Genomic DNA, 12110 nt, shown 5'->3' with positions numbered 1-12110 from the left:
TAAGTCCGTTTTAGTAGGTGTCACAGTAGTTCTCTTGCTCTTTTCCCCATGTACGCAGAACCCTTTGAAATTTTGGAGCCGCACTGCGGCGCCTAAGCTCCTTGTCCGAGTCCGTCACCAACCGAGGTTCGCCATCGGCGCGCGGCCCCGTCAGGAGGTTCGCCTTCTTCTCTAGGAATCTTTCTTCGAGCGCCACCGGTGTCCAATGGCCACCATTCTTGGATTGATACTCAAGGTATGGCGGCCTGGGGCGGCCGGCCTCGTACCAACTCTCGCAGAAGGAGAAGGTCGTAATCAAAGACCACGCACCGGATTCTTGTTCATAGTCAAGGATCATCGGAACGTCTTTGCCCACCCATTTCGGCGGAAGCGGGGCAACTCCGCCTGAAATATCGAGCACCTCCACCGTCATCGCCGACTGCTTCCAGGCCTTAGGCCCACCGAGTTCCGAGTACTTCTCTCCGTCGGCGGTTCGCTCGACCAGCACACGTAGCCCGTCGCTCACATCAGCGTGCTCCTGCCAATGCAGCGTTACGTCATTGCAACCAGCGAGAAGAACTGTCAGTAGAACAATGAGTACTCGAAGAATCGCGTCGCGTGGCGACTTGTGTGACAAACGCGGCCGAAGCTGCTCTCCATTAAGATTCAGTGTAGCCACAGGTCCTCCGAGTTTGATTCGCAATCTTAAGTAAGAAGCCCAACCTCTCGTGCGGCTTTCATAAGACCCTAGAAGTCACCTTTCCCTGAGTGATTCCTCACGATGTTGCTTCAGAGGGCTCAACAGGTAGTCGATCAATCGCCTTCTTCCCGTCTTAATCTCGACACTCAAGCTCATGCCCGGCGTAAGCGCCACTTTCACACCATCCACCACTAGTGTGGTATCTGTCAGTCGAACCCGGGCTGGAAAAACCAATCCCAGCTTTTCATCCTGCGCTGCATCATGGGAAATGGTTTCGACCACCCCGTCTAAGTATCCATAGCGGGTATAAGGAAAGCTTTCTACTTTGACTGTCGCCCGCTGGCCCGGCCGAATGAAGCCGATGTCCTTGTTCAGAACGGTGGCCTCCACTTCCAGCGACTCCTCGCTGGGCACCACGGCCATGAGGGCTTGCGCGGGCGTCACGACACCCCCGATGGTATGTACCGTCAACTGCTGTACGTTGCCGTCTACGGGAGCGCGCAGCTGCATCAGCCTGTCTCGCTGCTGCGTCTTGGCGACCTGAGGCCGGTACTGCCCCACTTGCTCGCGTGCCTGGCGAAGGCCTTCGAACATTTGCTGACGCGTGTCAGCCTCCAGCACCTGTAGTTCCTCACGCGCTCCGGCGAGTGCCGAACCTGTCTCGAACAAGGTTGCTCGTTGTGCCGTCAGCGAGCGCTCCATCTCGACCATCTCCTGTTTTCGCGCCAGAAACTCGTGCCGACTGACGTACTGCCCATCCAGCAGCTTCTCCAAGTCGGCCACGCGCTCTCTGGAGATCGCCAGACTTTGCTCCATCGGTGAGATCTGGGAGCGCACGGTGTTCTCTTGTGCCTGACGCTGGGCGATGCTTGCTTGCAAGCTCTGTCGCCGCGCCTGGTACTCCGCCAGCTCGCTTGCCGCCAGCAACCACTCAGCACGCACACGATCATTTGGCAGGCCGGGCTCCTCAGGAGCACCGGGAAGAAGACCCGACTCGAGCGCCTTTGTCATTGCCTCAAAACGGAGCGCAGCCAAGCGAGCATTGACCAGCGCGTCGCCCGCCTGCTCGAAATCCGCTCCGGTCGCAGTGGCATCCAGCTCGACCAGCACATCGCCCTTCCGTACCGCCTGTCCATCCCGGACCAGGATGCGGCGCACCACGGCGGTTTCGGCGGTCTGGATGACCTTGGTACGAGAGTTGACGACGGTCTTGCCTGAAGCGACCGCGACGATGTCCAGCTTTCCGAAGATCGACCAAAGCAGAGCCACACAGAACAAGGTCATGATGATCCGCATCGTCCAGCGTGCTGCTGGCGATGCCGGGCTCTCGACCAGCTCCAGCTGAGCGGGCAGGAAGGCTAGTTCGTCGTCCGACCGCTTCGGTGGGTCCAGTTGTGCGCGCACCTTCCAGGCCGCTGAGAACGCCTGGCCATAACGAGCCAGGAACTCTTTGGCCGCACTCAGGATGTGCTTCATGCGACACCTTGCTGGAGCTTGTAGAGGTGCGCGTACTGGCCACCCGGGCGGTCCACCAGATCGTCGTGACGACCGGACTCCACGATCTTGCCCTTCTCGACAACGACGATCCGGTTGGCCATCCTCACGGTAGAGAGACGGTGGGCGATGATGAGAACCGTGCGCCCTTGGCATATGGCCCGCATGTTCTGCATGACGGCATGCTCGGACTCGTAGTCCAATGCACTGGTGGCTTCGTCGAAGATCAGGATCCGAGGATTGGTAACCAGGGCTCGAGCAATGGCGATGCGCTGGCGCTGCCCACCCGAAAGCCCTGCCCCGTTGTCGCCCACCTTCGTGTCGTAGCCTTCCGGCAGCTGGGTGATGAAATCGTGCGCACCGGCCAGCTGTGCGGCGTGGATCACCCTCTCCAGCGCCATGCCAGGATCGCCCAAGGCGATGTTCTCGCGGATGCTCCGGTTGAACAGGAAGTTCTCCTGCAGCACCACCCCCAACTGCCGGCGCAGCCACGCCGGATCGGCCAACGCCAGATCATGGCCATCAATCAGGACGCGTCCGCGCTCGGGCACATAGAGGCGCTGCACCAGCTTGGTCAACGTGCTCTTGCCGGAGCCTGAGCGTCCCACGATGCCAATGACCTCCCCCGGCGCGATGTCCAGGTCGATGCCTGCCAGAACCTCTGCCGTATCCGGCCGGTAACGGAAACCAACGCCCTCAAACGTCACACGCCCCTGAATCGCCGGCAGCGTCATGCGGCTACCGGGCACTTCGGTCCGGGTATTGAGGATGTCGCCCAACCGCTGGACCGAGATTCCGACCTGCTGGAAATCCTGCCAAAGCTGGGCCAGCCGAAGGATGGGCGCGGCAACCTGCCCGGAGAGCATGTTGAAGGCGATCAGCTGGCCAACCGACAGATCCCCTTGGATGACCAAGCGGGCGCCGAAGAACAGGATAGCGACGCCTACCAGCTTCTGTACCAACTGGATGCCCTGCTGACCGACGTTGGCCAGGCGCGCCACCTTGAATCCGGCACTCACGTAGCCCGCCAACTGCGCATCCCATGTGCGGGTCATGCGCGGATCCACGGCCGTGGCCTTGACCGTGCCTATTCCGTTGATGGTTTCGACCAAGAAGGACTGGTTCTCAGCACCCCGGGCGAATTTCTCGTCTAGGCGCTTTCTCAGCACCGGCGTGATGGCGGCCGACCACAGTGCATACACAGGCAGGGAAAGCACGACGATCAGGGTCAGCCAGAAGCTGTAGTAGAACATCACCGCCAGGAACACACCGGTGAACAGAAGGTCCAGTACCGAGGTCAATGCTTGCCCGGTCAGGAAGTTGCGAATGTTCTCAAGCTCACGGACGCGGGCTACCGTTTCGCCTACACGGCGCGATTCGAAGTAGGCAAGCGGCAGGTTAAGTATGTGGCGGAAAAGGCGAGCTCCCAGTTCGACATCGATCTTGCTGGTGGTATGCGAGAAGACGTACGTCCTCAGACCATTCAGCGTCACGTCAAAGACGGCAATTGCCACCAGACCGATCGCGATGACCTCCAGTGTCGTCAGGCTCTGATGGACAAGCACCTTGTCCATGACGACCTGAAAGAACAACGGCGTGATCAGTGCGAACAGTTGGATAAACAGCGAAACGACGAAGACTTCCAGCAGTATCCGCCGATACTTGACCACCGCAGGCACGAACCAGCGGAAGTCGAACTTGGCCAACTCGCCCAGCACGGAGGCGCGCGAGGCCACTAGCAACAATTGCCCACTGAAGCGTTCGGAAAACTGCTCTCGGGACAACACTTGGGGTCGCTGCAGCTTCAGATCCTGAATGAGGATTTGTTGATCATTGGCTTTGGCAACGATGAAGTGCTGGCCGTCGGGCTGGAACGCCATCGCCGGCAACGACACTTTGTCCAGACGATGGACGGGTACGGCGGATATCTTCGCCTTGAGTCCTAGTCGCTTTGCGGCCAGCAGGAGGCCGGTTGCATCAAACGGCTCGTTCCCTTGTCCGTACTCATGCTTGAGTTGACTGGCATCGGCCGCCACGCCGTGATACTGAGCAAGCAGCACCAGCCCAGCGAGACCCAGGTCTATGGGTGAGTTGTCTTCCTCGTCGGACGGCAATTCGTCCACCAGCACCAGTGGGCTGCTTCCCTGAGCCATCAGTAGATCCCCAAATCACTGTCAGCGCGTTCCCTACGCTCTCTGGCGGAATGGCTACCAGAGCGAATGGAGCCCGAGATGCCTACGCCGTCAGTGGCACGCGGCTCTCGGACGTATCCTGATTTTCCGAGCGCGCCCTTGTCAACAAGCTCGATTGGTTGTTTAGGCGTAAATGCATTTCTGTATGTGCATTTACCAGTGCTGCGGAGTCCTGGCCGTCAATCGTGCTCGGAACTGTGCGGCGGTGCAAAGCAATCACGCGGTAGTGTGAGCTCCCAGACGGAATGCACGGCTTGGACGCCTGGGACGCCGAGGGCCAACAGACCACGCAACATTCCCAGTCGCCTATGGCCTTCAACAAGCAGACGCGCCGGCATCGGCATGCCCCGAGGATGGGTGAGACCTTCGCTATTGGTGGCGACGATGATCGGTGCGGGGAATGTGCCGTGTTCGGTCATGTAGCGCCCGACCCAGAAGTCCAGATCTTCTTTGGGGTCCAACTGGCGCGCAGCCAGATCGTCCCAGGAGTCGAAGCGGCCAATGTCCAGAATGGCCTGGTTGTCATACTGGCGCGGCTGAAATGCAAAGCGTTCGATACCGCGGCTGACCCACAGGCGTTCAAAGTCATCCCAATGCCGCCAGACCCACTCGCGGATGACGTCCTCCGGAAAATTGCTCAGCGCAGCCGGCCAGCGTTCTAGATAGGCCTCGAACGACTCCTTCTCCATGCCGCCATACCCGCGCACCCGCAGCGTCTTTGGATCAATCATTTGGTTTGCTCCCGTCGGCGAGCTGCGCTAAGACGAGGTTTTGCGTCGCCGATGACCTACTTGGGCCTTGGGTGGTGCGCTCGCTTTGCGTGGCCGCGGTTTGGGCGGCTGCAGCTGTGCCAGCGTGGCTTGCAATGCTGCAGGCAATTCGCCCAACCCCGCCAACTGCTGCTCTAGCGTGTCGGCCCGGCCGCGCTGCACCCCGGCCTCGCGCTGCGCGGCAGCGGTGGCGGCCTGTGCGTCGTCCCGCTGCTGACGAAGTGCCTCGCTACTGCGTTGCAGGGCTGCCAGCTGGCTGCGCACGTCCTTCGTTTCCTGGCGAGCGCGATCGATCTCGCTGTGGGCCCGATCTTCCAGCGCCCGCAGGTGCTGGGCTTGGGTATCGCGTTCGGCGATCAGACTTTCCTCGCGCTGGGTTGCGCGCTGTTGAGCGGTGTGGAGGTCAGCCTCCAAACGCGCACTGCGTGCCTCCAGGTTTGCGCGTTGCCCGCTCAGGTCGCGGATCTGCTCCTGCTGCAGATCGCTCGCCCGCTGCAGGTCAGCCAGACGCTGCTGGGCGGCCGCCAGCGCTTGGCTCGCCTGGTCTGCCGCGTCTGCCGCGTCGCGTAGCTGCGTCTGCCGTTCCCCTTCCCGGCTTTCAAGGTCGCGGCGCTGCGCATCCAACTGAAGCCGGTCCTGCGCCATGGCCTGTTCGGCGTCAGTTCGGGCAATGCCCACCGCTTGCTCCCAGAGCTGCTGCGCCAGGCGACTGACCGGTGCTGGCAACTCCGGTATCGCCTGCTGCGCGCTATGCGCATGCAACCGCGGCGCCAGCCCCCGCCACCACGTCTCCAACCAACGCGTGACTGTGTTGGGCGAGCCGGTGCCCAGGTGCGCGCGGATGCGATCGACGGTAGGCCGTTCGCCGGCGGCGACCAGTTCATCGGCGGCGGTATGCACGTCGGATTCGGTGATGCCGCGGGCCATCGAAGGTCTCCTCCTGCAAGAAACGGGCTGGTCGCGCTGTACATCCGATAAGTTATATTTACCGGAAGTAATGGTGTAATATCATAGTATTACATACATAGTACATATGAAAAATAACGATAGCTCGCCGCTGGTCCGACGGCACACACCGCTTCAACCCGACCGCTTGGCCGCACAAGCCGCCCACGCCGTGCGCGAGATCCTCGCCGCCGCGGCCTCGGCCAACACCACCCGCAGCTATGCCAGCGCCCTGCGCTACTGGGCCGGCTGGTTCCAGGGCCGCTACGGCCAAGCGTTGACGCTGCCGGTCCCGGAGGCGGCGGTGATCCAGTTCATCGTCGACCACCTGCCCCGCCGCACCGCGAGCGGCCCGGTGTGGGAGCTGCCTGCGGCGCTGGATGAGGTGCTGGTATCCAGCGGCCTGAAACAACGCCCGGGCGCGTGGTCGCTGGCCACCGTCATCCACCGCGTCGCCGTGCTGTCCACCGCCCACCGGTTGCGCCAGGCCGCGCCCAATCCGGCCGAGGCACCGGGTGTGCGCCACCTGCTCGCACGCAGCCGGCGGGCCGCGGTCAAGCAAGGCGTACGAGCGCGCAAGAAGACCGCGCTAGCGCGACCCGAGCTCGAGGCGCTGCTGGCAACCTGTGACGACTCGCTCGAGGGGCTACGCGATCGCGCCCTGCTCTGCTTCGGCTTCGCCTCCGGCGGGCGCCGGCGCAGCGAGATCGCGGCGGCCGACCTGGCCGATCTGCGAGCGTTGCCCGAGGGCGGCTATGTGTACTGGTTGGGCCACAGCAAGACCCAGCAGGCCGGACCGACGGTCGGCTCCAGCCCCGATAAGCCTGTGCTGGGCGCGGCTGCCCATGCGCTGGCGGCGTGGCTGGAGGCTGCAGCGATCACCGAAGGGCCGATGTTCCGCCGCCTCTGGGGCCCGCGGGTGGGGCCCGGCCTGAGCGACAAGGCCGTGGCCGCGATCATCCAGCGGCGTGCGCGCCTGGCGGGCTTGGAGGGGGATTTCGGGGGTCACAGCTTGCGCTCGGGCTTTGTGACCGAAGGCGCCCGCCAGGGCATTGCCCTGCCCGCCCTGATGGCCATGACCGAGCATCGGGCCGTGGCCAGTGTGATGGGCTATTTCCAAGCCGGGGCTGCATCAAGCAATCCGGCGGCGCTGCTCCTGGAGGATTCAAGTACGTCGCCTCAACTGTGGGAGCCTTGAAGAGCGAATCGGGGCCGGCGCCGAGTAAGTGAAGGGCACGTGAAATATTGTTAGATTGCGCGCTTCATGGATGAGTTGGGCGTGGCATGAACTTTGAGATTGATTTCCTACCTGTCGGAGAAGGATCAGGCGACGCGATTGTGGTTCGCTACGGTAACGACGCTGAGGGTTACCTGCTCCATGTTACTGACGGTGGGCGGACCGATACGGCCGACACCGTCATTGATCACATCAAGACTTACTACCCTGGTTTCTTCATAAACCACATGGTGCTTTCGCATGCCGACAATGACCACGCATGTGGCCTTATCGGTGTTATGAAGAAGATTAAAGTCGAGCATCTTTGGATGAATCGGCCTTGGCTTTACGCTGATCAGATTCTTCATCACTTCCATGGCAACTTCACGTTGCAAGGGCTGATTCAGGACATTCGGGACCGTCACCCTTACCTGGTAGAGCTGGAGCGGTTGGCCAGACTCCAAGGAACTCGGATTCACGACGCCTTCCAAGGCGCTCGAATCGGTAAGTTCACTGTGCTTGCACCCAGCCGTGACCGATACATCCGGTTGATACCAGACTTTGGCAAGACTCCCGACAGGTACTCTACTGAGGCCGCGAGCCTGGAAACGTATGGCCTACTGCGATCCCTCGTTGAGAAGGCGAAGAGACTATTTGAAGATTGGGATATTGAAACTCTTGCCAGGACCGCCAGCACATCAGCGTCCAATGAAAGCTGTGTTGTTCAACATGCCACACTCGATGGTAAAGGCATTCTTCTGACCGCAGACGTCGGTCCTATCGGGCTGACTGAGGCATGGGTGTGTGCCCAGCAACTCGGGCTGCCGCGACCGGGATTTATCCAAGTGCCTCATCATGGAAGCCGGCACAACGTAACGCCTGATGTCCTGGACCGCTGGCTGGGCAAAAAGCAACCACCCGGCACCGTCATTGGTACAGCGTACTGTTCCGTAGGCGCGAACAAGCATGACTACCCGCGCGCGCAAGTGAAGAACGCATTCATGAGGCGTGGCTACCCCGTCTACTCGACACGAAAAACCGGACTTTCCCATTTTCATGGGCCCGGACACGCGAATACCAGCCCCGCAGTGGCTGAATCCTTTTCTTTTGAAGTTGAACCACTTTAAGCGGCTCCACTTATGCCTATGCCACCTGCGATCTTTCTTAGCCATAACCATGCTGACAAGCCCTTCGTTAGGCGTCTGGCCGCTGACTTGGGCAATCAAGGCATTCGCTACTGGCTGGACGAAGCGGAGATCAAAGTCGGCGAATCGCTGATCGAAAAGATCAGAACGGGTATCGATAGCACCGAGTATTTGGCGGTGATACTTTCCCCCGACTCGGTCGCCTCCCCCTGGGTTCAGCGAGAAGTCGACGTGGCAATGAATCTCGAGATTGCGGGGCGTCGACTCAAGGTCCTGCCTTTGATGTATCGGCAATGCGACCTGCCAGGTTTCTTGCTGGGCAAGCGTTATGCAAACTTTGCCGATGAGGCCAGCTATGCATCTTCCCTGGAAGATCTGGTCAAGAGCATGGGGCTTGTCTTCAATCGGAATGCTTACGCACCCACCACAGGCATGGCGAACTTAGGCCAGGCTATCGATATGGCATGGGCAAAGTCTTTGCCAATGCTAACGCGGCCGTTTCATCGACCCTTTCAATACATGGGTATGACGATCCAAGACGCCGCGCAAGCAACAGGTGGCACTCCAAACCAGGTTGGAAACATTGTTCTTGAAACAGCGGAATGTCGCATGTTGCTAGAAGCTGAAGGAAACTTCATCAGCTATGTGGACATTGACTTGAAGAGAACTGCTCCTCACCGTCAGGATCAGGAGTTTGACTCGGAAATCGTACTGGGAGCGCTCAGCATCAATCCATCCGAGCTGGAACTTGTGAGGAGAAAGACGCACTCACACACCTATTACGACCACAAGAAACGCCTGAAAGTGAGCGTTTCCTGTCTTTACGACGATGCCCCACTGACGGTTAGCTTTAGCTCTAAGTACTACGGCATGTAAGCGCACTTCACCCACTCGCGTCCGAACAATCCTAGGTGGCTCGCTTATGAGTAAGCTCGTAAAGCGATTTCCATCGCCATCGGTCCACACCACACGCCAAGCCAATGGGGTCTATAAAAGCGACAAAGCGGCGCCCCCCCCCTGTATCGTTGGCAGTTTTCCGCGGGCTGTGTCGGTCTATTTCCGGCGCTTGGGTGCCCAACACGAAGCTGGCAGGGATGCGTACCGTATCCGGAGATGCTTCGATAAGGCATGTGACGCGCTCTAGCCTCGCATTTTTCTGAATCGTGCTCCGAGTGCGCACTGATCCTATAGCACCTCTCCAGGACTGAGTTCTAATGAATAGCCATGCTTCAAATAAGAGTCTTGTTCGCCAAGCGATCGCGCAAGGAAAGTTCCCCAAATCCCTGTACAAGTACCGGGGCACAGGCGAGAACACCCTTGCTATCTTTGAATCGATGAAGCTTTGGTTCCCAAAGCCGAGTTCCTTCAATGATCCATTCGATTGCAACTTGTCAGAAGTGAGCGTTCACACCCCTGAAGAAGCCGTTAGGTTCCGTAACCACATCCTCGAAGGCCGCCCCAATCGCGACCACCTTTCCAGTTTTCCTGTGTCGACGGCCGAACTGGAAGCGATCATGACAGCCGCGAGGGCTAGAGTTATCGATCACATGGGAGTTTTCTGCCTTTCAAGAACATTCGACAACATCCTAATGTGGTCACACTATGCTGAGGAGCACAAAGGCCTAGTGTTGGAGTTCGATATCGAAGAGGATTATGACTTCTTCACTACTCCGATCAATGTCGTTTACACCGTCGAATATGAACCGATAAATCACTTCCTGGATCCGCATGATGCTGTGACTCGACTCATATCCACAAAGAGCAAGGCTTGGGAATACGAAGGCGAGGTTAGGCTTATGAAGCCGCATACCGCCGGACTGGTCTCGTTCAAGCCAAGCGCCCTAAAACGAGTGATATTCGGATGCCGTTCGGATCAAGTGTTCGTCGATAAGGTTGTTGCTTTGTGCAGTAAGGGGCCACTTCGACATGTTGAGTTCGGAAGGCTATCAACCGTTAGTGAAAAATTCGCGCTACAACTTGCACAACTCTGATTGGGCATTATTAAAGTCATGCCAATACGATCCAATGCATTCCAGCGCCTTGTCCGCGCAATCCAGGGCCATCTGTCGCGCTCTGGGACTGTCACCGAGTCGCGAATTCTGCAGGACAGAGACACGGGTGCCGATGTAGAAGTTGATATCGTCATTGAGGAGGTGGTCGGAAGTCACTGCATCCTCGTAGGCATAGAATGCACTTCAACAAAACGGAAAGCCACCGTAGAGTGGTATCGCGAAATGCGAGCAAAACATGCTGACCTACCAATTTCCAAGACGGTGCTGGTATCCGAGTCCGGCTTTACTGGGCAGGTCCACAGGAAGGCGCTAAAGGACAATGTCACCCTTCTGACGATCGGTGAGGCTCATTCTTTCGAGTGGAAGTCCCTGTTTTCCAAGCTCAGGGGCGGCACGATTGCGGATGTCCGGTTTGCGCTGCGGGAGATCTCGGTGAAGTTCAGTGATCCCATAGTTGACAAGAGCTCGCTCCAAATCGGCCCAGATGATGTCGTGAAGTTACAAGGCACTGAGATGCCTCTTGGGCGCTTGGTCCTTGAGGCTGCGAGGGGTGCTGGGCTGACAAGGAGAATCATGTCGAACCTTGGCGAGGTGATGAAGAGAACTGATCATTTCAACTTCACCTTCCGTGTTCCAGAAGACACGCACATCGTCCACGAGGGAAGGTCTTTCACCCTCACAGAAGTAGCGGCAACTATGAGCATCCATCCGCGCTACGAATCGGTCGAATGGCGTCCAGTGGATTTCAATGGTCAAGCTGTTGCTACAGGAACGTTCCCAGCCGACTTCCTGTTCCCTGGCGAGAACGGTGATACCGTGGTAACGGTCTCTAAAGATTCCGAAGACTTAATGAAAATAAGCCTACTAAGCCCCGCCGATAGGGATATTCCTCTAGACGTGTTCCCGCATGCATTGTGGCGGGCAGACGCTGACCACAGCTCTGACAATTGAGTTGATCGACTAGATGTCTCGACCCGCTCGCTAATCAGCTGTCGATGCTTTGATCTGATGAATGTCCAGTTCGCAGGAGCAGGCGGATTTCAAGTTGCCGGGCGCTGGAGCTTGATAGATGTCGGTGCCCTGTCAGCGTGATCGCGCCCTGCCCTGCTTCGGCCCTGCCTCGGATGGGCGCCCGCGCAGCGAGGTTGCGGCCGCCGCCCAAGGGCCCTGCCCGATGACGGCTACTTTACGGGCTGAACCATCGCAAGACCGAGCCAGCCGGATCGTCGAACAGGTCCACGCCGGACGAGGCGGCCCAGGCGCTCGCCGCCTCGCTGCAGGCCTCCGGCTGTTTCCGAAGGGCCGAACTTCCGGCGGCTGGGGGGCCCTTGCATCGGGTCGGCTTGAGCGCCAAGGCGGTGGCCGCCATCGTCCAGCTCCGCTCTCGTTTGGCCGATGGATTGCTACCTCGGCGACGGCCGCCTGCGCGCGGGGTTTGCCACCGAGGGCGCCGGCCAGCCGATTGCCCTACCCGCCTTGATGGCCATGACCGAACACCGGGCCGTGGCAAGTGTCATGGGCTATCTCCAGAGCGACAGCGCGACGGCCAACTCCGCCGCGCATCTGAAATAGTCATTACGTTTGTGCGGCCGATCACTTGAATTTAGAGCTTCTCGTCACAAACCTGACCGAAGCTTCCCAAGGAAGGGCCCACTCG

Annotated in this window: 11 protein-coding genes; 6 read left to right on the top strand and 5 right to left on the bottom strand. The window is 59.2% G+C overall.

Annotation, left to right across the window (positions count from 1 at the left end):
- Nucleotides 1–10: 10 nt before the first annotated feature.
- From ACSQ1W_RS08165 to ACSQ1W_RS08145, 5 genes are all read right to left on the bottom strand, one after another.
- Nucleotides 11–505: a hypothetical protein gene (locus ACSQ1W_RS08165; protein ID WP_436042759.1), complete on the bottom strand. Its 495-nt coding sequence runs from the start codon at nucleotides 503–505 to the stop codon at nucleotides 11–13.
- 228 nt (nucleotides 506–733) lie between these two features.
- Nucleotides 734–2155 carry an HlyD family type I secretion periplasmic adaptor subunit gene (locus tag ACSQ1W_RS08160; protein WP_436042757.1) on the bottom strand — a complete coding sequence of 474 codons (1422 nt, stop codon included), beginning with the start codon at nucleotides 2153–2155 and terminating at the stop codon, nucleotides 734–736.
- A complete protein-coding gene (locus ACSQ1W_RS08155; RefSeq protein WP_436042755.1) occupies nucleotides 2152–4326 on the bottom strand; it encodes a type I secretion system permease/ATPase in 2175 nt (724 codons plus the stop codon). Before ACSQ1W_RS08155 ends, ACSQ1W_RS08160 begins: the two co-directional genes overlap by 4 nt.
- A 218-nt stretch (nucleotides 4327–4544) precedes the next feature.
- The gene (locus ACSQ1W_RS08150) at nucleotides 4545–5096 is read right to left on the bottom strand and encodes a hypothetical protein (protein ID WP_436042753.1); all 552 of its coding nucleotides are present in this window, start codon (nucleotides 5094–5096) and stop codon (nucleotides 4545–4547) included.
- Between the two features lie 27 nt (nucleotides 5097–5123).
- Nucleotides 5124–6062: a DNA-binding protein gene (locus ACSQ1W_RS08145; RefSeq protein ID WP_436042751.1), complete on the bottom strand. Its 939-nt coding sequence runs from the start codon at nucleotides 6060–6062 to the stop codon at nucleotides 5124–5126.
- A gap of 106 nt (nucleotides 6063–6168) precedes the next feature.
- Here ACSQ1W_RS08145 and ACSQ1W_RS08140 point away from each other — a divergent pair, with 106 nt between their 5' ends.
- From ACSQ1W_RS08140 to ACSQ1W_RS08115, 6 genes are all read left to right on the top strand, one after another.
- Nucleotides 6169–7278: a tyrosine-type recombinase/integrase gene (locus tag ACSQ1W_RS08140; protein WP_436042749.1), complete on the top strand. Its 1110-nt coding sequence runs from the start codon at nucleotides 6169–6171 to the stop codon at nucleotides 7276–7278.
- 86 nt (nucleotides 7279–7364) lie between these two features.
- A complete protein-coding gene (locus ACSQ1W_RS08135; protein WP_436042747.1) occupies nucleotides 7365–8423 on the top strand; it encodes a ComEC/Rec2 family competence protein in 1059 nt (352 codons plus the stop codon).
- Between the two features lie 18 nt (nucleotides 8424–8441).
- Nucleotides 8442–9317 carry a toll/interleukin-1 receptor domain-containing protein gene (locus tag ACSQ1W_RS08130; protein ID WP_436042745.1) on the top strand — a complete coding sequence of 292 codons (876 nt, stop codon included), beginning with the start codon at nucleotides 8442–8444 and terminating at the stop codon, nucleotides 9315–9317.
- A gap of 338 nt (nucleotides 9318–9655) precedes the next feature.
- Nucleotides 9656–10432, top strand: coding sequence for a DUF2971 domain-containing protein (locus tag ACSQ1W_RS08125; RefSeq protein ID WP_436042744.1), 777 nt, complete (start codon nucleotides 9656–9658; stop codon nucleotides 10430–10432).
- 18 nt (nucleotides 10433–10450) lie between these two features.
- Entirely contained in the window at nucleotides 10451–11404 is a 954-nt protein-coding gene (locus ACSQ1W_RS08120) for a hypothetical protein (RefSeq protein WP_436042742.1), read from the top strand.
- Nucleotides 11405–11848: 444 nt separating this feature from the next.
- Complete coding sequence (locus tag ACSQ1W_RS08115) at nucleotides 11849–12025, top strand: hypothetical protein (RefSeq protein WP_436042741.1); 177 nt, start codon at nucleotides 11849–11851, stop codon at nucleotides 12023–12025.
- Nucleotides 12026–12110 lie beyond the last annotated feature (85 nt).

Source organism: Pseudoxanthomonas sp. LjRoot143 (genome assembly GCF_964252945.1).
GTDB lineage: Bacteria > Pseudomonadota > Gammaproteobacteria > Xanthomonadales > Xanthomonadaceae > Pseudoxanthomonas_A.
This window is presented reverse-complemented; position numbering and strand designations above follow the sequence as displayed.

Excerpts from the sequence above, each read along its gene's own strand:
- ACSQ1W_RS08160 (WP_436042757.1), bottom strand. The coding sequence starts at position 2,155 with ATGAAGCACATCCTGAGTGCGGCCAAAGAGTTCCTGGCTCGTTATGGC.
- ACSQ1W_RS08135 (WP_436042747.1), top strand. The coding sequence starts at position 7,365 with ATGAACTTTGAGATTGATTTCCTACCTGTCGGAGAAGGATCAGGCGAC.
- ACSQ1W_RS08155 (WP_436042755.1), bottom strand. The coding sequence starts at position 4,326 with ATGGCTCAGGGAAGCAGCCCACTGGTGCTGGTGGACGAATTGCCGTCC.
- ACSQ1W_RS08115 (WP_436042741.1), top strand. The coding sequence starts at position 11,849 with ATGGATTGCTACCTCGGCGACGGCCGCCTGCGCGCGGGGTTTGCCACC.
- ACSQ1W_RS08145 (WP_436042751.1), bottom strand. The coding sequence starts at position 6,062 with ATGGCCCGCGGCATCACCGAATCCGACGTGCATACCGCCGCCGATGAA.
- ACSQ1W_RS08130 (WP_436042745.1), top strand. The coding sequence starts at position 8,442 with ATGCCACCTGCGATCTTTCTTAGCCATAACCATGCTGACAAGCCCTTC.
- ACSQ1W_RS08140 (WP_436042749.1), top strand. The coding sequence starts at position 6,169 with ATGAAAAATAACGATAGCTCGCCGCTGGTCCGACGGCACACACCGCTT.
- ACSQ1W_RS08120 (WP_436042742.1), top strand. The coding sequence starts at position 10,451 with ATGCCAATACGATCCAATGCATTCCAGCGCCTTGTCCGCGCAATCCAG.
- ACSQ1W_RS08125 (WP_436042744.1), top strand. The coding sequence starts at position 9,656 with ATGAATAGCCATGCTTCAAATAAGAGTCTTGTTCGCCAAGCGATCGCG.
- ACSQ1W_RS08150 (WP_436042753.1), bottom strand. The coding sequence starts at position 5,096 with ATGATTGATCCAAAGACGCTGCGGGTGCGCGGGTATGGCGGCATGGAG.